Genomic DNA, 20200 nt, shown 5'->3' with positions numbered 1-20200 from the left:
GAGGATGCGCAGTGCGGCGTGAAACGAGTGTAGCCAGCAGCGGCGCGACTGCGCGATACCTGGCGCACGTGTTCTGGGCAATTGGGGTGCTGCTGTTCGCGATCAAGCTTCAACTCGCCGCGACGCTGGCACCGTTCGGCGACGAAGCCTTCTACTGGCAGGAAAGCCGCGCCCTGGCCTGGTCGTACACGGATGTGCCGCCGGCGACGGCCTTGCTGATCCGTCTGGGCGAAACCCTGTTCGGCCATTCGCCGCTGGGCATGCGCAGCCTGTTCCTGCTGCTGGGCAGCGCGCTGCCGCTGCTGGTGGCCGGGCTGGGCCGGCATTTCGGCGACCGCCGCGCCGGGTTGATCGCCGGCATAGGCTGGCAGCTGCTGCCGCTGGCCGGAAGCCTGGGCGTGATGGCGCTGCCGGATGTCCCGCTGACCTTCGCCGCCCTGCTGATGCTGCACGGCCTGCTGCTGGCCACGGCGCAGCGGCGCAACGGCTGGCTGTGGCTGGGCCTGGGCCTGCTGCTGGCCTGGCTGTCGCATTACCGCGCGGCCATGCTGCTGCCGGGCGGACTGGGCTTCCTGCTGTGCAGCCGCCAGGGCCGCGCGCTGTGGTCGCGGCCTGGGTTATGGGGCGCGCTGGCGCTGGGTTTCTGCGGCCTGCTGCCGCTGCTGCTGTTCAACCGCGCACATGACTGGAGTGGACTGAGCTTCCAGCTGGTCGAGCGCCATCCCTGGCAGTTCCACGCCGACGGCTTGCTGCAGCCGCTGGAGCAACTGCTGGTGTGCACGCCGCTGCTGTACGGGCTGATGCTGTACGCGCTGTGGCAATGCCTGCGCCGCCACGCAGAGGCCGCGTACGCGGTACTGGCCTGGGCCGGCGGCAGCGTGGTGCTGGGCTATTTCCTGTTCGGCCTGTTCGGCGATGACCTGCGCTTCCGCCTGCACTGGCCGCTGCCGGCCTATGCGCCGGCACTGCTGGCGCTGGGCTTGCTGGCGAGCGCGGGCCGGCTGCGCCGCGCCTGGCTCTGCGCCGCATGGGTATTGGCTGGTGCGGGGCTGACTTGTGCACTTGTTTACTTGGGTATGGCGGCGCGGCCGGATCAGGCCCTGCTGCTCGCGCGCTACAAGGCCTTTCCCTACAACTTCGTCGGCTGGAACGAGGTCGCCGCGCGTACGCGGGAACTGCTGGCGCAGCAGCCGGAGGCGGCGCGCCTGCTGCTGGCGGACAATTTCCTGCTCGGCGCCGAGCTGGATTTCCAGTTCGACGCGGCTTTGCCGGTGTACTCGCTGGACCATCCGCGCAACATCAAGCACGGCCGTGCGCCGCAGCTGGCGCTGTGGCGGCGCGACGAAGCCGGCCTGCGCGCGGCACAGGGCGGCGCCCAGGTGCTGTTGATCGTGGAGGAAACCACTGGCAGCGAACGCGAGCGCCTGCAATGGCAGCAGGGCCTGTGCCGGCGCCTGCACGCCCTGCAGCCGCTGGACCGGCTGGAGCTGTTCGGCGGCCGCAAGAAGTTCGCGTGGTACCTGGGCCGGGTGCCGGCTATCGGCGAACAGCCCGACTGCGTGCCGGCGCCCTGAGCCGGTTCAGAGTGGGACGATGCCAGCCGCGCGCAGCAGCCGGCACAGCGCGATCAGCGGCAGGCCGACCAGGGCGCTGGGATCGGCATTGTCTATGCGCTCGAACAAAGTGATGCCCAGCCCTTCGGACTTGAAGCTGCCGGCGCAGTCCAGCGGCTGCTCGCGCTCGACATAGCGGCGGATTTCCCCCGCATCGAGCCGGCGGAACAGAACTTCGGTGGTATCGGCAGCCTCGTGCAGCCGCACTTCGGCGCCGCGCGCATCGGCCAGGCACAGCGCCGTGTGGAAGACCACCCGGCGGCCGCTGCAGGCGGCGAGCTGAGCCTCGGCGCGGGCCGCTTCGCCAGGCTTGCCCAGCACTTGGTCGTCCAGCGCGGCGACTTGGTCCGAGCCGATCACGACGCTGCCCGGATTGCGCGCCGCCACGGCCCGGGCCTTGGCCCGCGCCAGGCGTGCGGCCAGGGTGGCAGGGGCTTCGCCTGGAACACGGGTCTCGTCCACGCCGGGCGCCTGCTGGCGGAAGCGCGGGGTCAGCCGCGCTAGCAGTTCGGCGCGGTAGCGCGAGGTCGATCCCAGCACCAGGTCGATGCCGGCCAGTGGCGTCGTGCTCATCGGGCCTGGGCCTCGCGCAGGGCCGCGGTGATCTCGTCCAGCCGGTGCAATTGCTGCTGCATCGAGGACTGCGACTGGCGCAGGGCGGCTACGGCGGTGTCCAGTTCGTCCTGGCCGGCCTCGGCGGCTTTCTGCTGAATCCACAGGCGGTGCTGCAGCAGGTCGCGCAGGGCGGCCTGGACCTTGTGGTCGGCGGCCAGTGCCTCGTCGGCGTCGCCGGTCATTTCCTCGGGCAGGTCGACCAGCATGCCGCGCAGGGTCTGCATGCGCTCGCGGCAGCTGTGCAGGTGGCTTTCCAGGGCGTCGGCGCGGTCCAGCAGGTCGCGGATGGCCTGTTCGCGGCGGCGCCAGCGCCGTTCGCGCAGCAGCAGGAAGACCAGGCCCGACAATACCACTAGTATGAAGGCGATCAGGTAGCTCATCGGGCGCGAGTCTGCCGCAAGGCCGGGCGGGCGTAAATCAAGCCGCGGCCGGCTTAAGTAGCGGAGCCGGCGCAAGTTTCGGTTGACTTGGAACGCCCGCGTAACTACTATCGCGCGCCCATGTCTGCGCCTTTCCCCGAGATAGTGGACGCTTGGCGCATGGTTTCGGCGCGGCGATCCTTCAACGACAGCCTGCCTGTAGCCCAGCTGCAGCGCCTGTGCAGTGCGCTGGCTGCGCCGGATGGCAAGGTCGCGTACGATATCGAATTCGGTCGCGACGACCTGGGCATCGCCTTCATGGCGCTGCACCTGCAGACCGAATTGACGTTGACCTGCCAGCGTACGCTGGAACCGTTTGTTTTGCCCGTCGCTGTCGATGCCCGCCTGGGCCTGATAACGCGGGAAGAGGATGAAGCCGGCCTGTCGCCGGGTTACGAGCCGCTTTTGCTCGAATCCGCCGAAATCAGGCCTGCGGATGTGATCGAGGACGAGCTGCTGCTGGCTTTGCCCTTGATTCCGGTGAAACCGGGCCTGGAGGAGTCGGACCACACCTGGTCGACCGATCCGGAACAGGCCGAACAGCCCGTGCGGGTCAGCCCGTTCGCCGCGCTGGGCGGTCTGAAGAAAGGTTGAGCAGTAGCCGCGGCGCGAGCCGTCCCCATTCAAGCTAGTCACCGCGTACGCGCCAGCGTCCGCAAGCGTTTCCTGGAGAGTGCCATGGCAGTTCAGAAATCCCGCAAGACCCCGTCGACCCGCGGCATGCGCCGTTCCCACGATGCGCTGACGGCCAAGCAGCTGGCCACCGACCCGACCACCGGCGAGGTCCACGTGCGTCACCACATCACCAAGGACGGCTACTACCGCGGCCGCCAGGTGATCCCGAGCAAGACCCCGGTCCACACCGAAGACTGAGCCCCGCGGCCGCCAGCCGGCCACGACACAGGTTCACCGCATTCCGGCGCGCAGGCGCCGGAATTCGTTTGCAGGAGGCCCCGGCCGCCTGCGCCGGTCCGGAGCCGGCGCGCCGCGTCATCGTCCGATCCGCCACTTCCGCCGCCGCCGCTAGTTGCTACTATCGGTGTTTGTGCGAAGCGGGGATGCGGCTGAGCCGGAGTGCCAGGCCATCCGCCGCCGGGCGCAGGCCGCGCCGTTGCCGTCGCCTGACGCAGGGGGAAGCCGCTCTGATCCACTCACGTATCGCAGGCACCGGCAGCTATCTGCCGGAGAAAGTCCTGACCAACGCGGACCTGGAAAAAATCGTCGATACCAGCGACGAATGGATCCACAGCCGCACCGGCATCCGCCAGCGCCATGTCGCCGCGGAAGGCCAGACCACATCCGATCTGGCCGAGCGCGCCGCCCGCGCCGCGCTTGAGGCCGCCGGCGTCGATGTGCGCGAGATCGAACTCATCGTCGTGGGCACCACCACTCCCGACCTCATCTTCCCGTCCACCGCCTGCCTGCTGCAGCACCGGCTCGGCGCCAACGGCTGCGCCGCGTTCGATGTCAACGCGGCCTGCTCGGGCTTTCTCTATGCGCTCAGCGTCGCCGACAAGTTCGTGCGTTCGGGCGCGGTGAAGAAGGCCCTGGTGGTCGGCGCGGAAACCCTTACCCGCATGCTGGACTGGAGCGACCGTTCCACCTGCGTGCTGTTCGGCGATGGTGCCGGCGCGGTGGTGCTGACCGCCGACAGCGAGCCGGGCGTGATTTCCACCCACCTGCATGCCGACGGCGCCTACAAGGAACTGCTGTGGAATCCGGTCGGGGTGTCCGCCGGCTTCAAGCCGGAGGAACACAACGCCGGCGTGCGCGTGCTGATGACCGGCAACGAGGTGTTCAAGGTCGCGGTCAAGACCCTGGACGCCGTGGTCGAGGAAACCCTGGCCACGAATGGCCTGGACAAGTCCGCCATCGACTGGCTGATCCCGCACCAGGCCAACCTGCGCATCATCCAGGCCACGGCCAAGCGCCTGGAAATGCCGATGGACCGGGTTATCGTCACGGTCGACCGCCACGGCAACACGTCGTCGGGCTCGGTGCCGCTGGCGCTGGACTATGCGGTGCGTTCCGGCCGCGTGCAGCGCGGCCAGCTGCTGCTGATGGAAGCCTTCGGCGGCGGCTTCACCTGGGGCTCGGCCCTGGTGCGCTACTGAACCACGGGCGCCTGCGCGCGTTGCGGCCGGCGCCCCTGTTCTGGCGTAGGCAGGCGCGCGCGCGGCACCGGACTATCTTTCCCGTCATTCCAGAATGATTGCCATGAACGACTCCGCCGCGATTTCCGCGTCCCTCGCCTTCGTCTTCCCCGGCCAGGGCTCGCAATCCGTCGGCATGCTGGCCGAGCTGGCCGCGCTCTCGCCGCTGGTGCGGCAGACGTTCGACGAGGCCTCGGCCGGCGCGGGCGTGGACCTCTGGGCCCTGTCCCAGGCGGGGCCCGAAGAAGAACTCAACCGTACCGAGAACACCCAGCCTGCGCTGCTGGCGGCCTCCATCGCCGTCTGGCGCGTGTGGCGCGAGCGTGGCGGCCGGCTGCCGGCGCAGCTGGCCGGCCACAGCCTGGGCGAATATTCCGCCCTGGTCGCCGCCGGTGTGCTGTCGCTGCATGACGCGGCCGCCCTGGTCGCCGAGCGCGGCCGGCTGATGCAGGCCGCGGTGCCGGCCGGTGTCGGCGCCATGGCCGCGATCATCGGCGGCGAGGACGAGCAGATCGCCCAGGTCTGCGCCGAGGTCGCCGCCGGCGACGTGGTCGCTCCGGCCAATTACAACTCGCCTGGCCAGCTGGTCATCGCCGGCCATGCGGCGGCGGTAGACCGCGCTCTGGCGCGTCTGGCCGAGCTGGGCGTGAAGCGGGCGGTCAAGCTTGCCGTCAGCGTGCCTTCCCACTGCGACCTGATGCGCGACGCGGCCGTGCGTCTGGCCGGACGCATGGATGCCATCGCCTGGAACCCGCCGACGATTCCGGTGATCCATAACGCCGACGCCCGCGCGCACGACTCGCTGCCGGCGATCCGCGACGCGCTGCAGCGCCAGCTGTACCAGCCGGTACGCTGGACCGGCTGCGTGCAGGCGCTGGCCGCCGGCGGCGCCGCGCGCATCTACGAATGTGGCCCGGGCAAGGTGCTCGCGGGCCTGATCAAGCGCATCGACAAGAACATCGCCACGCGCGCCATCGCCGTTCCGGCCGAGCTGGAAGCGGCCCTGGCCGACACCGATCCGGCCTGAGCAACCTGGGAAAAAAACATGAGTGGAAATCTGCAAGGTGAAGTCGCCCTCGTCACCGGTGCCAGCCGCGGCATAGGCGCGGCCATCGCCCAGCGTCTGGCCCAGGCCGGCGCCACTGTCATCGGCACGGCGACCAGCGCCGCCGGCGCGGAAGCGATAGCTGCCGCGCTCGCCGCCCAGGGCGGCCACGGCCGCGTGCTGGACGTGACCGACGGCGCCGCCGTCGAGGCCCTGGTCGAGGCGCTGGGCAAGGAATTCGGCGGCGTCTCCATCCTGGTCAACAACGCCGGCATCACCCGCGACCAGTTGCTGCTGCGCATGAAGGACGAGGACTGGCAGGCCATCCTCGACACCAACCTCAGCTCGGTATTCCGCACCTCCAAGGCGGTGATGCGCGGCATGATGAAGGCGCGCAAGGGCCGCATCATCTCCATCGCCTCGGTCATCGGCCTGACCGGCAATCCGGGCCAGGCCAACTACGCCGCGGCCAAGGCCGGCATCATCGCCTTCTCCAAGTCGCTGGCGCGCGAGATCGGCTCGCGCGGCATCACGGTCAACGTGGTTGCGCCGGGTTTCGTGCAGACGGATATGACCGCCGCGCTGCCGGAGGAGCAGAAAAAGGCCATGCTCGACCAGATTGCCCTGGGCCGTCTGGGCCAGCCGGCCGACATTGCCGAGGCCGTCGCCTTCCTGGCTTCGCCCGGCGCGGCCTGGATCACCGGCGAAACCCTGCACGTCAACGGTGGCATGTACATGCCGTGAGGACGGCGGTGGTGCCAGCAGAATCAACGGTTTAAGGCGGTTCCGCCCGCGTTGCGGGTCTGGTTTGACAGCTCCAGAGCGATCAAACGCCCGTATCTGGTTGGTGCCTTCCGATTCCTCTACAATCCGCCAGCTTTGCATTGCCACGGTATCAAGCCTGCACGGCCCCAGCCGGCCGTGCAGTCACCGCGCCCAGAGCGGGTGGCCCGGCTGGCGCTGCGGACGTCAGCAAGCATGTATTCGGTTTTGAACTATTCCCTTCGGGAGGAATTTGCACAATGAGCAGCATCGAAGAACGCGTCAAGAAGATCGTCGTCGAACAACTCGGCGTGAAGGAAGACGAAGTCACCCAGAACGCTTCCTTCGTGGACGATCTCGGCGCCGACTCGCTCGACACTGTGGAACTGGTCATGGCGCTCGAAGAAGAATTCGAGTGCGAAATCCCCGACGAGGAAGCAGAAAAGATCACCACCGTGCAGCAGGCCGTCGACTACATCAAGGCCCACGTCAAGGCCTGATCCCAGGCCCCAATCTGCATCCGAGCTGCGCCGCATGGCGCAGTTCGCGTTTTGGGAGCGGCGCGCCCGCGGGCGGCGCCACCACGCAGTCAAAATCCTGGGCCGCCGTGCGCAGGCCGCGGCACTGACGCGGCCGGCCGGGCGCCTGGACGCCGGGCCAGCCGGCCAATCAGTCTGGAAGTATTCGCATGAGCAAGCGTCGCGTCGTCATCACCGGCATGGGCATCCTCAGCCCGGTAGGCAACGATCTCACCACGGCCTGGAACAACATCGTCAACGGTGTCAGCGGCATAGGCCCGATCACGCATTTCGACGCCAGCGCATTCTCCACGCGCATCGCCGGCGAAGTGCGCGGCTTCGATCCTTCGCGCTGGATCGCGCCCAAGGACGTGAAGAAGATGGACGCGTTCATCCACTACGGCGTCGCCGCCTCGCTGGAAGCGCTGAAGGACTCCGGCCTGGAGATCACCGAGGCCAATGCCGAGCGCGTCGGCGTCAGCGTCGGTGCCGGCATCGGCGGCATCACCACCATAGAGCGCACCAGCCAGGCCCTGGCCGACGGCGGTCCGCGCAAGATTTCCCCGTTCTTCGTGCCCTCGACCATCATCAACATGATCTCGGGCAATGTCTCGATCATGACCGGCGTGAAGGGCCCCAACATCTCGGTAGTCACTGCCTGCACCACGGCCGCGCACAACATCGGCGTGGCCGCGCGCATGATCGCCTACGGCGATGCCGACGTGATGATCGCCGGCGGCGCGGAATACTCCACCACCGGTACGGCCATCGGCGGCTTCTGCTCGGCGCGGGCACTGTCCACGCGCAATGACGAGCCAGCCAAGGCCAGCCGTCCCTGGGACAAGGACCGAGACGGCTTCGTGCTGTCCGACGGCGCCGGCGTGCTGATCCTGGAAGAGTACGAACATGCCAAGGCCCGCGGCGCGCGCATCTACGCGGAGCTGGTCGGTTTCGGCATGAGCGGCGATGCCTACCACATGACTTCGCCCAGCGAGAACGGCGAGGGCGCGGCGCGCTGCATAGCCAATGCGCTCAAGGACGCGGGTCTCAACGCCACCGATGTCGATTACATCAACGCCCACGGCACCTCGACCCCGGCCGGCGACCTGGCCGAAACCCAGGGAATGAAGGCCGTGCTCGGCGCCCACGCCGGCAAGGTGCTGGTGTCCTCGACCAAGTCCATGACCGGCCACCTGCTCGGCGCCGCCGGCGGCGTGGAAGCGATCTTCTCGGTACTGGCCCTGCGTGACGGCGTGGTGCCGCCGACCATCAACCTGGACGAACCCGGCGAAGGCTGCGATCTGGACTACGTGCCGCATACCGCGCGCCAGGTCGCGCTGGACGTGGTGCTGTCCAATTCCTTCGGCTTTGGCGGCACCAACGGCACCCTGGTGTTCCGCCGCGTCTGATGCGCAGGGCCGGGGCGCCTGTGCGCCCGGCCTCGCGTGCATGGATACCTCCGATGGCAAGACGGCCATGCCGGCAGCGGGCGATACGCTAGAACGGGACGCCGCGGCGCCGGGCCTGGCGCTGCGCGAACTGGCGCAGCGCCACGACCTGCTCGGCCTGGCGGCGCTGGATCCGCAGCGCTATCCCTGCCTGCTGCAGAGCGTCGCCGTTGGCGGCGCGCGCGCCTGCTGGGACGTGCTGGCGGCGTTTCCGCAGGCCTCGTTGCAACTGGATGCGGACGGTCGCGTGCGCGACGAAAACGGTGCGGACTGCGGCACTGATTTCCTCGCCGCGCTGGATGCGCGCTGGCGCGCCGAACAGCCGCCCGCCGCGGCGCAGAACCTGCCGTTCCGCGGCGGCTGGGTGCTGTTCCTGGGCTATGAACTGGCCGCGACGGTGGAGCCGGTGCTGCGCCTGCCGCCGGCGCCGGACGCCGGCCTGCCGCGTGCACTGGCGTTGCGCTGTCCGGCCGCGGTGCTGGTCGATCATGCGGCCGGACGCACCGTGCTGCTGGCCGAGTCCACCCATACGGCGCTGCTCGACACCATGGCTGCGGATCTGCAGCGCGCCGCCGCGCCGCCGCCGCAGCCGCTGGCCCTTACCTCGCTGGAAGAAGACGACCCGCAGCGCTTCCTCGATGGCGTCGCGCGCATCCACGACTACCTGCGTGCCGGCGACATCTTCCAGGTCAATCTCTCGCGCGAATGGCGCGCCGGACTGGCGCCGGGCGTTGCGCCAGCGCAGGTCTATGCGAATCTGCGCCAGGCCAATCCGGCGCCGTTCGCCGGCCTGTTCCAGGGGCGCGGCTGGGGCGTGATCTCTTCCTCGCCGGAACGTCTGGTGCAGGTGCAGGACGGCCGCGTGCAGACCCGGCCCATCGCCGGCACGCGGCCGCGCTTCGCCGGCGATGACGATGCGGCGCGCATCCGCGAACTGGTGGGCAACCCCAAGGAGCGCGCCGAGCACGTCATGCTGATTGACCTGGAACGCAACGACCTGGGCCGCGTCGCCGAGGCCGGCTCGGTCGTGGTCGATGAACTGATGACGGTGGAAACGTATACCCACGTCCATCACATCGTCTCCAATGTCAGCGCGCGTCTGCGTGCCGGGGTCAGCCCGGGCGAGGTGATACGCGCGGTGTTCCCGGGCGGCACCATCACCGGCTGTCCCAAGGTGCGCTGCATGCAGATCATCGCCGAGCTGGAAGGCTGCGGCCGCGGCGCCTATACCGGCGCCTTCGGCTATCTCAACCGCGACGGTGACATGGACCTCAACATCCTGATCCGCACCATCAGCCAGTGCGGCACGCAGCTGCGCTGGCGCGCCGGCGCCGGCATCGTGGTGGATTCCGACGCGCCGCGCGAACTGCAGGAAACCCGCGCCAAGGCGCGCGGCCTGCTGCGCGCGCTGGGGCTGGATGCGTGAGCACGCCGCCGCGCCTGCTGGTCAACGGCCAGCCCGGCGACAGCCTGCCGGCGCTGGACCGCGGCGCGCTGTACGGCGACGGCCTGTTTGAAACCATTCTGTTTGTCGGTGCAGACGCGCCGCTGTGGCCGCGGCATATGGCGCGGCTGCGCCTGGGCGCGGCGCGCCTGGGCTTTGCGCTGCCGGATGAAGCGCAACTGCTCGCGGCGGCACGCACCGCCGGGGCGGAGCTGCCGCGCGCCGCGGTGCGGCTGAGCGTCAGCCGCGGCGTCGGCGAGCGCGGCTATGCGCCGCCGCGTGCGGCGCAGCCGAACTGGGTGGTCTCCGCCGCACCGGCACCGGTATTGCCGGCGGATTGGTATGCGCGGGGAATCCGGGTACGCTGCTGCGCTTTGCGCCTGGCCGCGCAGCCGGCGCTGGCGGGGATCAAACACGCCAACCGCCTGGAACAGGTGCTGGCGCGGGCGGAGTGGGACGATGCACAGATCGCCGAAGGCCTGCTGCGCGACCGCGCCGGATACGTGGTCAGTGCGACCGCGGCCAATCTGTTCGCAGTGGTCGGCGGGTTGCTGGTCACGCCGGCGCTGGACGAATGCGGCGTGGCCGGCGTGGCGCGGGCCGAAGTGCTGGCACGGCGCGACGTCGTGGTGCGGCGGCTGTCATGGGAAGAAGTGATGCAGGCCGAGGAAATTTTTCTGACATCGAGTTTGCGCGGCATAGTGCCCCTGCGCCAGGTCGACGACAGCGTGTTTGCGCCGGGCGCCGCCGCACGCGGGCTGCAGCGCGAATGGCGCGCGCTGGGTTTCGGGGACGCGCATGAAGGCTGATGCCGCCGGCCGCAGCGTACTTGGCACCCTGTTCCTGCTGTTGCTGCTGGCCCTGGGTGCCGGCGGTTATTTCCTGTGGCAGGACTGGAGCCGCTTCGTCGACGCGCCGTTGCGTGCAAGCCAGGAAAGCGTGCTCGACGTGCCGCCCGGCTCGTCGTTTGCCGCGATCCGGCGCCAGATCCGCCAGGCCGGCCTGTCCGACGCGCCTGACCTGTACTGGCGCGCGCTGGCCCAGCGCCTGGGCGTGGCCAGCCGCCTGCACGCGGGCGAATACGCCGTGCCGGCCGGCAGCACGCCGCGCCAGCTGCTGCAGCGCATGGCCGCCGGCGACGTGATCCAGCATCGCTTCACCATTGTGGAAGGATGGACTTTTCGCCAGCTGCGCGCGGAGCTGGCCAGGGAGTCCGGCCTGCGCCAGACGCTGGCGACGCTGTCGGATGCCGAAATCATGCGCGAACTCGGCGCCGGCGCCGATCATGCGGAAGGCCGCTTCCTGCCGGAAACCTATACCTGGACCCGGGGCAACAGCGATCTGGACCTGCTGCGCCGCGCCCATGCCGCCATGACCAAGGCGCTGGAACAGGTCTGGGCCGCGCGCGCGCCGGACCTGCCGCTGGATTCGCCCTACCAGGCCCTGATCCTGGCCTCCATCGTCGAGCGCGAGACCGGCAAGGCCGACGAGCGCCCGGCCATAGCCGGCGTGTTCGCGCGCCGCCTGCGTCTGGGCATGAAGCTGCAGACCGATCCCACCGTGATCTACGGCCTGGGCAGCGGCTTTGACGGCAATCTGCGCCGGCGCGATCTGGAAACCGACACGCCGTACAACACCTATACCCGCACCGGCCTGCCGCCGACGCCGATCGCGCTGCCCGGCCTGGCCGCGCTGAAGGCCGCGACCCAGCCCGCGCCTGGCGCGGCGCTGTATTTCGTCGCCCGCGGCGACGGCTCGCACGAGTTCAGCGCCAGTCTCGACGCACACAACCGCGCTGTCGCGCGCTACCAGCTCAAGGGCGGCCAGTGAGCGCGCGTTTCATCAGCCTGGAAGGAGGCGAGGGCGCGGGCAAGAGCACCGTGCTGGAGCAGCTGCGCGAACAGCTGGCCGCGGCCGGCGTCGATGTGCTGCATACGCGCGAGCCCGGCGGTACCGCGGTGGGCGAGGCGGTGCGCGCAATCCTGCTCGATCCGGCCTATCGCGGCCTCTGCGCCGAGGCCGAGCTGCTGCTGATGTTCGCCGCGCGCGCCCAGCATGTGCGCGAGGTGATACAGCCGGCGCTCGCCGCCGGGCGCTGGGTGCTCAGCGACCGCTATACCGACGCCAGCTACGCCTACCAGGGCGGCGGCCGCGGCCAGCCGGCCGAGCGCATCGCCGGACTGGAAGGCTGGGCCACCGGCGGCCTGCGTCCGGATCTCACGCTGCTGCTGGACCTGCCCGTGGCCCAGGGCCTGGCCCGTGCCGCCGCCCGCGGCGGTGCGGCTGACCGCATCGAACAGGAACAGGCCGAATTCTTCGAGCGCGTGCGCGCCGCCTACCGTGCCCGCGCCGCGGCCGAGCCGCAGCGTTTCCGCCTGATCGACGCCAGCCGGCCGCTGCCCGAGGTGCTGGTTCAGGTCGGCGCGGTGCTGGACGAATTTCTCGCCGCTGCAGGAGTGCGCGCGCCATGACCGCTGCGGACTGGAACCGATCCCTCTGGAACAATGTGCTGGAGCGCCGGCGCCGCGGCGTGATGCCGCATGCGCTGCTGCTGTCCGGCCCGGCCGGCCTGGGCAAGCGCGAGTTCGGCAAGGCCCTGGCCGCGCTGCTGCTGTGCGAGCGCCCCGGCGAAGCCGCCTGCGGCCAGTGCCGCGGCTGCGTGCTGGTCGCCGCCGGCAGCCACCCGGACCGGGTCGAGGTCAACCTTGAGCTGCGCGACGACGGCAAGACCCTGCGCAGCGAGATCGTGGTCGAGCAGATCCGCGTGCTGTCGCAGCGTCTGTCCATGACGGCGCAGTTTGGCGGCCACCAGGTGGCCCTGATCGATCCGGCCGACCTGATGAACACGGCCGCGGCCAACGCTCTGCTCAAGACCCTGGAAGAACCCGGCGCCGGCACGGTCATGATCCTGATCAGCGACCAGTCCGCGCGCCTGCCGGCGACGATACGGTCGCGCTGCCAGCGCCTGGATTTCCTGCTGCCGAACGCGGCCGAGGCCATCGCCTGGCTCAAGCGCCAGGGTGTGGACGGCGCGGCGCAAGCGCTGGAGGCCGCCGCCGGCAATCCCGGCCTGGCGCTGGAACTGGCCCGCGGCGGCGGTCTTGCCCTGCGCACCGAAGTAGCCAGCGACCTGCTCAATTTGTGGCAGCGCAAGGCGGCGCCAGCGGAAGTGGCCAACCGCTGGGCCAAGGCCGAGGGCGAGCGCCGCACCTGGTTCGCCGCGCAACTGGCCGAGGCCGAGGCAGCGGCCCAGGCCCGCGGCCAGCGCGGACCGCTTGCCTTGACCGCCATCGGCGATTTCAACAAGCTTGCGCTGTGGTTCCGCGAAGCCGGCCGGGTGCGCGAACAATTGCGTACCCCGGTGCGTAGCGAATTGCTGTTACTGGAACTGTTGCTGGCCTGGCGCGCCCTTGCGCCGGTCGCGAGGAGAGCGTGATATGGCAACCCCGGCAATGGGCGGCATGCCCCGGCAAGGCATTCTGTCGCTGGCGATCAAGGACAGGGGCGCGCTGTACAACGCCTACATGCCGTTCGTGAAGAACGGCGGGCTGTTCGTGCCCACGGCCAAGCGCTACGCCCTCGGCGACGAAGTCTTCATCCTGCTGACCCTGATGGAAGAAAAGGACCGCCTGCCGGTCGCCGGCAAGGTGGTCTGGATCACCCCGGCCGGCGCCCAGGGCAACCGCACCGCCGGCATCGGCGTGCAGTTCAACGAATCCGCCGACGGTGAGACCGCGCGCACCAAGATCGAATCCATCCTCGCCGGCATCCTGGGTTCGGACCGGCCCACGCATACGATGTGATGCGCGTACTCGTGCTCGGCGCCGGAGCCACCGGCGCGTATTTCGGCGCCCGCCTGATCCAGGCCGGGCATGAGGTTTCCTTCCTGGTGCGCCCGGCGCGGGCCGAGCTGCTGCGCCGCGACGGCCTGCGCATCCGCAGCGCCCAGGGCGATTTCGCCGCCCCGGTTCCCCTGCTGACCAGCGTGCCGGCCAACGCCGCGTTCGATTTGGTGCTGCTCAGCTGCAAGGCCTACGACCTGGACACGGCCCTGGCCGCGATCGCGCCGGCCGTGGGCGCGACCACGCGCGTGCTGCCGCTGCTCAACGGTCTGCGCCATCTGGAAGTACTGGACCTGGCCTTCGGCGCCGCCCGCGTGCTCGGCGGCCTTTGCCATATTTCGGTGACCCTGCAGCCCGACGGCAGCGTGCTGCACCTGGGCAACCTGCACCGGCTCACCTTCGGTGCCCGCGGTGCCGATGCGCGCCTGGACGAACTGGCGCCGCAGCTGCTGGCCGCGCCGGCCGAGATCCGCCACAGCGAGCGCATCATCGACGCGATGTGGGAAAAATTCGCCTTCCTCTCCACCCTGGCCGGCATGACCTGCCTGCTGCGCGGCTCCATAGGCGAGATCGTCGCCACGCCCGACGGCGCCGGCCTGCTGCGGCGCTGCTATGCCGAAGCGTGCGAAGTGGCGCGCCGCGCCGGCCATGCGGTGGGCGAGGAGGCCCGCGCCGAGGCCGACACCATCCTGACTACGCCGGGTTCGCCGCTGAAGGCATCGATGCTGCGCGACCTGCAGCGCGGCGCCGTCACCGAATGCGAGCACATCGTCGGCGACCTGATCGCGCGCGGCGCGGCGCTGGAGGTGGACATGCCGCTGCTGCGCGCGGCGGCGGCGCATCTGCGCGTGTACGAGCTGGCGCGGCGCATGCCGGACGGAACGCCGGCGCGGTGAGGAATGGGCGCGGTTTTCACCGCGCCGGGGCTTCAACTCTGTGAGCAGGCTTGCTGCCGCGGACGCCGCGCACCGACGGCATCCGCCGTATTGCTGCGCCGGCTCAGGCCAGGTCGGCGCGGTCCCAGCCGTCCTTGGGGGCGAAGCGCTTGCCGTAGCGGCTGGCCAGGGTTTCCAGCCGCGCCTTGACCGCGGCCGCCCCTTCGCTGCGGATATGCGCGATCGGACCGCCGCGGAACGGGGCAAAGCCGGTGCCGAAGATCACGCCGGCGTCGAGCAGGTCGGCATTGGCGACCACGCCTTCGGCCAGGCAGGCCACCGATTCGTTGAGCATGGGCAGGATCATGCGCTCGGTGATGTCGGCCGGCGCCTGGTAGCTCGGATCCACCTCGGGCTTGACCGGCGTGCCGTCCTGCCAGATGTAGAAGCCCTGGCCGTCCTTCTTGCCGCGCTTGCCCGATTCCAGCAGCGATTCCATGCCCTTGGGCAGGTCCAGGCCGAGGAATTCGGCGAGGATCTTGCCGACCGAGGCGCATACGTCCAGTCCGACCGTATCGGCCAGCTCGATCGGCCCCATGGGCATGCCGAACCGCTTCGCCGCCTTGTCCAGCACCGGCCCGGGTACGCCTTCGCTGTACAGGGTCATGGCTTCGAGCAGGTAGGGCATGAGGATGCGGTTGACCAGGAAGCCCGGCGAACTCTTCACCGGCACCGGCAGCTTGTCGATGGCCTTGCAGAAGGCCAGGGCGCGGCGCGTGGCTTCCGCGTCCAGCGCATCGTGGGTGACCACCTCGACCAGCGGCATCGATGCGACCGGGTTGAAAAAGTGCAATCCGAGAAAAAGCTGCGGCCGCTGCAGGCCGCTGCTGAGCTGGTCCAGCGGAATGCTGGAGGTGTTGGTCGCCAGCAGCTCGCCTTCGTGGAACTGCGACTCCACCTTGGCGTACAGGGCCTGCTTGGCTTCGAGGTTCTCGTAGATGGCCTCGATGACCAGATCGGCCGCGGCCACGCCGGCGCCGTCCACATCGGCGCGCAGGCGGTCCAGTGCGGGGGTGATGCGCTCGGGCGTCTTCAGGCGCTTGGCGTACAGCTCGCGCGCGCGTTCCAGCGCCGGCTGTATGAACTTCATCTCGCGGTCCTGCAGGGTCACCTGGAAACCGCGCAGGGCGCACCAGGCGGCGATGTCGCCGCCCATGACGCCGGCGCCGACCACATGCACGTGGTCGATGCCGTGCTCGCCGCTGCCCAGGCTCTTGAGCTGTTCCTGCAGCAGGAACACGCGGATCAGGTTGCGCGCGGTCGAGGTCTGCGCCAGCTTGGCCACGGCGCGGGCTTCATTGTTCAGGCGGCTGCCGAGACCGCCGCCGCGGCGCCAGGTCTCGATCAGCGCGAACGGCGCGGGGTAGTGCGCGGGATTGGCCTTGGCCGCGGCCCGCTTGCGTACCATCCGCGCCAGCACCTGGCGCACCGGCCAGAGGTTGGTCGCCCAGGCCAGGGCGCGCTGCTTCAGCGGACGCGGAGCCGGGTGCAGGATCAGTTCGCGCGCCTTTTCCACCAGCAGCTCGGGCGAGGCCAGCGCGTCGACCAGGCCCATAGCGCGGGCGTTCTCGGCCGAGGCGTTGCGTCCGCTGACCATGAATTCCAGCGCCGCCGGCGCGCCGATCAGGTAGGGCAGGCGCGCGCTGCCGCCCCAGCCCGGGAAGATGCCCAGCTTGACCTCGGGCAGGCCGATGCGGGTGGACGGGTCGCGGCTGGCGACGCGGTAGCGGCAGGCCAGGGCCAGTTCGGTGCCGCCGCCCATGCAGTGGCCGTGAATGGCGGCGACGGTGCGGCAGGGCAGGCGGGCGAAGCGCTCGAAGATGCGCTGGCCGTTCTGTATCGATTCCAGCACCGAGCCGGTCTTCTCGTACTGCTCGAACTCGCGGATGTCGGCCCCGGCGATGAAGCCGGCGCTCTTGGCTGATCGCACGATCACGCCCTTGGGCGGCTCTATCGCCAGGCGTTCGATGATCTCGCCCAGCTCGTCCAGCACCGCGCGGGAGAACGTATTGACGCTGGCGCCGGCTCGGTCAAAGCTCAGCACGACGATGCCGTCGTTGCCGCGTTCGGTCTTCCAATGGGAAAAACGGAGTCCTTCAAACATGGCGCAGCCGGCGTGGAGTAGGAGGCGGGCTATGATCCGGGCAGCCCGCGCCTCTGGTCAATCCGCGAGTGTAGGGATAATGTCCGGTCCGGGGCGCGGGGTCCGGCGGCGGCAGGCAAGGGGCGATAGCGGCGCGTGAACGTGGACAGCAGCGACAGCAATCTGAGTTCCCGCCTGTTCGACCGCGTGATTGCGTCGAAGCAGAACCTCATCGTCGTGGAGACCGACGACAAGGCCGAGCTGCTCGTGCATTTCCGCCAGCTGGCCCTGCGCAGCGGCCAGTCCATCTATCAATGGCAGGACGACCTGGGCATCAGCTCCCTGCGCGAAGGCGAGGTGCGCGTGCCCGGTTCCAAGCGCATGGCCGATGCGCTGCGCTACATCCTGCAGAGCATGCATTTCGGCATCTACCTGTTCACCGAGGCCGAAGGCCACCTGCGCCCGCCCAATATCGGCCTGCTGCGCCAGATCGGCCGCGCCAAGGGCGGCAACGAGCGCAAGGTGGTGTTCATCGGCGAGGGCCTGACCCTGCCCGACAGCCTGGAGGAAGTGACCGAACACCTCAGCTACGCGCGGGTGGCGCCGCAGCGGCCGCGGCTGCGCGACGGACGCTGGGTGATCTGATGGCGCGCGATGACAAGGGGCAGGGCTCGGTCCTCATCGTCGCCACCAACCGCGACGACCGGCGCGTGCTGTTCGACATCCTCGACGGACAGAATTTCGACGCAATCTATACCGCCAAGGACCTGCAGCAGGCGCTGGCCTTCCTCAACCAGGATCCGGATATCGATGTGGTCCTGATGGAGTTCGCCGGACCGGCGCGCGAGGCGGTGGCTTTCTGCACCCAGATGAAGGGCGACGAGCGCCTGGCGCGCGTGCCCATCATCGGCCTGCTGCCCAACGAGGCGGGCGAGCGCCACTGGGACTGGTCGCGCATGCCGCCGGGCGTGATCGACTGGCTGCGCTCGCCGGTGGACGGCGGCGAGGCGCTGGCGCGCATACGCCAGGCGCTGAACCAGGGCCGCGGCGCCGACGCCGCGGCGCGGCCCAGCGCCACCGGCGACCGCTACCAGTTCGCCTTTGAAGGCAGCCTGGACGAGCTGGTCATTTCCGATCCCAAGACCGGGCGCATCATCGAGGTGAACCCGGTCTTCGTGCAGCGTTCGGGCTTCCAGGCGGCCCAGGTCGTGGGCCAGCCGCTGGACATCATCAGCAAGAGCCACACGCGCGAACAGCGGGTGGAACTCAACGCCCGCCTCACCCGCGAAGGCAGCGTGCGCTACCGTTGCCAGAAGCCGCGCGCCGACGGCGGCAGCTATCCGGTGGAAGTGATCTCGCGCCTGGCCGTGCGCACCGGCAAGCTGGTGCATTTCACCATCCTGCGCGACCTGGGCGAGCTGGGCCGGCTGCAGCAGTCGCTGGGCCTGCTGGCCGAGGCGATCGAGGTCGGTGCCGGCGACGAAGGCGTCAAGCAGATCGTGCGCCTGCTGGTGGACTGGCTGGAACTGGACTACGTCACCCTGGTGTCGGCCCGCCACGACCAGCCTTCCGAGGTGCAGCCCATCACCTTGTACCAGCGCGTCAGCATGCCCGGCGACGCGCCCGACCCGCTCAAGCAGCCGACCCTGCGCCAGGTGCTGGACGGCGGCAGCGTGGTCTACCTGGCCGAAGCCTGGAAGCGGGTCGAGCAGGATTCCTTCCTCGGCTTCACCCGCTTCGAGGCCTTCGTCGGCCTGCCCCTGCGCGATGAGCGCCGCACCGTGCTCGGCGCGCTGCTGCTGGGCCGGCGCCAGGCGCTGCCCGAATCCACCACCATCGTCGACACCCTGCGCGTCGCCGCCGGCCGCCTGGCGCTGGAGCTGGAGCTGCGCCGTTCGCGCGACCAGGGCAAGGCCAAGGCGCTGCAGGACGCGCTGACCGGCCTGCCCAACCGGCTGCTGTTCAACGACCGCCTGGAAACCACGATCAACGAAGCCCACCGCACCGGCGAGATGTTCGCCGTGCTGTTCGTCGACCTGGACCGTTTCAAGAACATCAACGACTCGCTGGGCCACGGCGTCGGCGACCAGGTGCTGGACGCAGTCTCGCGCCGCCTGCGCGCCAGCGTGCGTGCCTCCGATACCGTCGCGCGCTATGCCGGCGACGAATTCACCCTGATCCTGCGCCATATCGTGCAGCGCGACGACGTCATGCGCATCGCCGAGAAGATCGTGCGCGTGATGGAGGTGCCGCTGACCCTGGAGGACGGCTCGGAGCTGCATATCACCGCCTCCATCGGCATCAGCTTCTACCCGGACGACGCGACCACGGCCGAGCGCCTGCTCAAGCACGCCGACGTGGCCATGTACAGCGCCAAGGGCATGGGGCGCAACAACTACCAGACCTATGTCGCGGTGCCGGAAGAATCGCACCAGCAGCGCATCGCCCTGGAAACCAAGCTGCGTGTGGCCGAGCGCAACAACGAGCTGCGCGTCTACTACCAGCCGCAGGTGGATTCGCTCAGCGAGGACATCGTCGGCATGGAGGCGCTGATCCGCTGGGAGCATCCGGAACTCGGCATGATCAGCCCGGGCTTCTTCATCCCGCTGGCCGAGGAAACCGGCCTGATCGTGTCCATAGGCGAGTGGGTGTTGCGCGTGGCCTGCGCCGACACCAAGCGCTGGCAGACCCGCTTCAACCTGCCGCTGCGGGTCAGCGTCAATCTGTCGGCGCTGCAGATCAAGCAGCCCAACCTGGTGGAGATCGTGCGCAACGTCATCGACGAGACCGGCATAGATCCCACCCTGCTCGACCTGGAAGTCACCGAAAGCATCAGCGTGAAGTCGATTCCCAACCTGATGGAGACGCTGCAGTCGCTGCGCGACCTGGGCTGCCGCATCTCCATCGACGACTTCGGCACCGGCCAGTCCTCGCTGGACTACATCCGCCGCTTCCCGGCGGACAAGATCAAGATAGACCAGGTCTTCGTGCGCAACATCGGCGTGGACCCGGACGACGAGGCCATCGTGCGCGCCACCATCAACATGGCGCACAGCCTCAAGCTGGGGGTGGTGGCCGAAGGCGTGGAGATCGAGGAACATTTCAACTTCCTGCGCGACCACGGCTGCGAGGAACTGCAGGGCTACCTGTTCTGCCGGCCGCTGGCGCCGGTCAGTTTCGAGAACATGCTGGTGGAGCGCGAGAAGCTGTTCGGCGCCGGCGGCGGCGAGATCGCCTCGCGCTGAGGCCGGCGCGGCCCGGGCGGGCCGGCCGCGCCCGCCACAGCGGCTTGAAACGCAACGATTTTTACGCAGTACGGAACT

Annotated in this window: 20 protein-coding genes; 17 read left to right on the top strand and 3 right to left on the bottom strand. The window is 69.4% G+C overall.

Annotation, left to right across the window (positions count from 1 at the left end; all coding sequences use genetic code 11):
- Positions 1-68 precede the first annotated feature (68 nt).
- Positions 69-1574, top strand: coding sequence for an ArnT family glycosyltransferase (locus tag NM961_RS00635; RefSeq protein WP_255910242.1), 1506 nt, complete (start codon positions 69-71; stop codon positions 1572-1574).
- Between the two features lie 6 nt (positions 1575-1580).
- Here the strand turns inward: NM961_RS00635 and NM961_RS00630 are convergent, their stop codons facing one another.
- Positions 1581-2186 carry a Maf family protein gene (locus NM961_RS00630; RefSeq protein WP_255910241.1) on the bottom strand — a complete coding sequence of 202 codons (606 nt, stop codon included), beginning with the start codon at positions 2184-2186 and terminating at the stop codon, positions 1581-1583.
- Positions 2183-2608, bottom strand: a complete 426-nt coding sequence (locus NM961_RS00625) for a hypothetical protein (RefSeq protein ID WP_255910240.1) — start codon at positions 2606-2608, stop codon at positions 2183-2185. The genes NM961_RS00630 and NM961_RS00625 overlap by 4 nt, the downstream gene beginning before the upstream one ends.
- A gap of 120 nt (positions 2609-2728) precedes the next feature.
- Between NM961_RS00625 and NM961_RS00620 the strand changes: the two genes are divergently transcribed.
- The 14 genes from NM961_RS00620 to panE all read left to right on the top strand — a co-directional run bounded on the left by NM961_RS00620 (position 2729) and on the right by panE (position 14755).
- Entirely contained in the window at positions 2729-3241 is a 513-nt protein-coding gene (locus tag NM961_RS00620) for a YceD family protein (RefSeq protein ID WP_255910239.1), read from the top strand.
- 84 nt (positions 3242-3325) lie between these two features.
- The gene (gene rpmF / locus NM961_RS00615; RefSeq protein WP_255910237.1) at positions 3326-3520 is read left to right on the top strand and encodes a 50S ribosomal protein L32; all 195 of its coding nucleotides are present in this window, start codon (positions 3326-3328) and stop codon (positions 3518-3520) included.
- Between the two features lie 185 nt (positions 3521-3705).
- Positions 3706-4761, top strand: a complete 1056-nt coding sequence (locus tag NM961_RS00610) for a beta-ketoacyl-ACP synthase III (protein ID WP_305118968.1) — start codon at positions 3706-3708, stop codon at positions 4759-4761.
- Between the two features lie 103 nt (positions 4762-4864).
- Positions 4865-5827, top strand: coding sequence for an ACP S-malonyltransferase (gene fabD / locus NM961_RS00605; RefSeq protein WP_255910234.1), 963 nt, complete (start codon positions 4865-4867; stop codon positions 5825-5827).
- Positions 5828-5845: 18 nt separating this feature from the next.
- Positions 5846-6589 (top strand): 3-oxoacyl-ACP reductase FabG, encoded by a 744-nt coding sequence (fabG, locus tag NM961_RS00600; protein WP_255910232.1) that lies wholly within the window; start codon positions 5846-5848, stop codon positions 6587-6589.
- A gap of 278 nt (positions 6590-6867) precedes the next feature.
- The gene (gene acpP / locus NM961_RS00595; RefSeq protein ID WP_133820841.1) at positions 6868-7107 is read left to right on the top strand and encodes an acyl carrier protein; all 240 of its coding nucleotides are present in this window, start codon (positions 6868-6870) and stop codon (positions 7105-7107) included.
- A gap of 188 nt (positions 7108-7295) precedes the next feature.
- Positions 7296-8534 (top strand): beta-ketoacyl-ACP synthase II, encoded by a 1239-nt coding sequence (fabF, locus tag NM961_RS00590; protein ID WP_255910229.1) that lies wholly within the window; start codon positions 7296-7298, stop codon positions 8532-8534.
- Between the two features lie 67 nt (positions 8535-8601).
- On the top strand, positions 8602-9999 hold the full coding sequence (locus tag NM961_RS00585) for an aminodeoxychorismate synthase component I (RefSeq protein ID WP_439334186.1): 1398 nt from the start codon (positions 8602-8604) through the stop codon (positions 9997-9999).
- Positions 9996-10826: an aminodeoxychorismate lyase gene (gene pabC / locus NM961_RS00580; protein WP_255910227.1), complete on the top strand. Its 831-nt coding sequence runs from the start codon at positions 9996-9998 to the stop codon at positions 10824-10826. The genes NM961_RS00585 and pabC overlap by 4 nt, the downstream gene beginning before the upstream one ends.
- Positions 10816-11847, top strand: coding sequence for an endolytic transglycosylase MltG (gene mltG, locus NM961_RS00575; protein WP_255910226.1), 1032 nt, complete (start codon positions 10816-10818; stop codon positions 11845-11847). Before pabC ends, mltG begins: the two co-directional genes overlap by 11 nt.
- Positions 11844-12488, top strand: a complete 645-nt coding sequence (gene tmk, locus NM961_RS00570; protein ID WP_255910225.1) for a dTMP kinase — start codon at positions 11844-11846, stop codon at positions 12486-12488. Before mltG ends, tmk begins: the two co-directional genes overlap by 4 nt.
- Positions 12485-13453 (top strand): DNA polymerase III subunit delta', encoded by a 969-nt coding sequence (gene holB / locus NM961_RS00565; protein WP_255910224.1) that lies wholly within the window; start codon positions 12485-12487, stop codon positions 13451-13453. The genes tmk and holB overlap by 4 nt, the downstream gene beginning before the upstream one ends.
- Before the next feature lie 16 nt (positions 13454-13469).
- On the top strand, positions 13470-13820 hold the full coding sequence (locus NM961_RS00560; protein ID WP_255910659.1) for a PilZ domain-containing protein: 351 nt from the start codon (positions 13470-13472) through the stop codon (positions 13818-13820).
- Positions 13820-14755, top strand: a complete 936-nt coding sequence (gene panE, locus NM961_RS00555) for a 2-dehydropantoate 2-reductase (RefSeq protein ID WP_255910222.1) — start codon at positions 13820-13822, stop codon at positions 14753-14755. Before NM961_RS00560 ends, panE begins: the two co-directional genes overlap by 1 nt.
- Before the next feature lie 103 nt (positions 14756-14858).
- Here the strand turns inward: panE and NM961_RS00550 are convergent, their stop codons facing one another.
- Positions 14859-16898: a 3-hydroxyacyl-CoA dehydrogenase NAD-binding domain-containing protein gene (locus tag NM961_RS00550; RefSeq protein WP_255910221.1), complete on the bottom strand. Its 2040-nt coding sequence runs from the start codon at positions 16896-16898 to the stop codon at positions 14859-14861.
- Between the two features lie 135 nt (positions 16899-17033).
- On the opposite strand from NM961_RS00550, the gene NM961_RS00545 reads away from it, so the two are divergent.
- Together NM961_RS00545 and NM961_RS00540 are read left to right on the top strand one after the other, a co-directional pair.
- Entirely contained in the window at positions 17034-17522 is a 489-nt protein-coding gene (locus tag NM961_RS00545; protein ID WP_255910219.1) for a Ycf46 family AAA ATPase, read from the top strand.
- On the top strand, positions 17522-20122 hold the full coding sequence (locus NM961_RS00540; protein WP_255910217.1) for an EAL domain-containing protein: 2601 nt from the start codon (positions 17522-17524) through the stop codon (positions 20120-20122). The genes NM961_RS00545 and NM961_RS00540 overlap by 1 nt, the downstream gene beginning before the upstream one ends.
- The last annotated feature ends 78 nt before the right edge of the window (positions 20123-20200 follow it).

The organism is Tahibacter harae, from assembly GCF_024437735.1.
GTDB lineage: Bacteria > Pseudomonadota > Gammaproteobacteria > Xanthomonadales > Rhodanobacteraceae > Tahibacter > Tahibacter harae.
This window is presented reverse-complemented; position numbering and strand designations above follow the sequence as displayed.

Coding starts and splice junctions, on each gene's coding strand:
- acpP (WP_133820841.1), top strand. CDS start 6,868: ATGAGCAGCATCGAAGAACGCGTCAAGAAGATCGTCGTCGAACAACTC.
- fabG (WP_255910232.1), top strand. CDS start 5,846: ATGAGTGGAAATCTGCAAGGTGAAGTCGCCCTCGTCACCGGTGCCAGC.
- panE (WP_255910222.1), top strand. CDS start 13,820: ATGCGCGTACTCGTGCTCGGCGCCGGAGCCACCGGCGCGTATTTCGGC.
- NM961_RS00540 (WP_255910217.1), top strand. CDS start 17,522: ATGGCGCGCGATGACAAGGGGCAGGGCTCGGTCCTCATCGTCGCCACC.
- NM961_RS00630 (WP_255910241.1), bottom strand. CDS start 2,186: ATGAGCACGACGCCACTGGCCGGCATCGACCTGGTGCTGGGATCGACC.
- NM961_RS00550 (WP_255910221.1), bottom strand. CDS start 16,898: ATGTTTGAAGGACTCCGTTTTTCCCATTGGAAGACCGAACGCGGCAAC.
- NM961_RS00620 (WP_255910239.1), top strand. CDS start 2,729: ATGTCTGCGCCTTTCCCCGAGATAGTGGACGCTTGGCGCATGGTTTCG.
- NM961_RS00585 (WP_439334186.1), top strand. CDS start 8,602: ATGCCGGCAGCGGGCGATACGCTAGAACGGGACGCCGCGGCGCCGGGC.
- rpmF (WP_255910237.1), top strand. CDS start 3,326: ATGGCAGTTCAGAAATCCCGCAAGACCCCGTCGACCCGCGGCATGCGC.
- fabF (WP_255910229.1), top strand. CDS start 7,296: ATGAGCAAGCGTCGCGTCGTCATCACCGGCATGGGCATCCTCAGCCCG.
- fabD (WP_255910234.1), top strand. CDS start 4,865: ATGAACGACTCCGCCGCGATTTCCGCGTCCCTCGCCTTCGTCTTCCCC.
- NM961_RS00625 (WP_255910240.1), bottom strand. CDS start 2,608: ATGAGCTACCTGATCGCCTTCATACTAGTGGTATTGTCGGGCCTGGTC.
- holB (WP_255910224.1), top strand. CDS start 12,485: ATGACCGCTGCGGACTGGAACCGATCCCTCTGGAACAATGTGCTGGAG.
- mltG (WP_255910226.1), top strand. CDS start 10,816: ATGAAGGCTGATGCCGCCGGCCGCAGCGTACTTGGCACCCTGTTCCTG.
- NM961_RS00560 (WP_255910659.1), top strand. CDS start 13,470: ATGGGCGGCATGCCCCGGCAAGGCATTCTGTCGCTGGCGATCAAGGAC.
- NM961_RS00610 (WP_305118968.1), top strand. CDS start 3,706: ATGCGGCTGAGCCGGAGTGCCAGGCCATCCGCCGCCGGGCGCAGGCCG.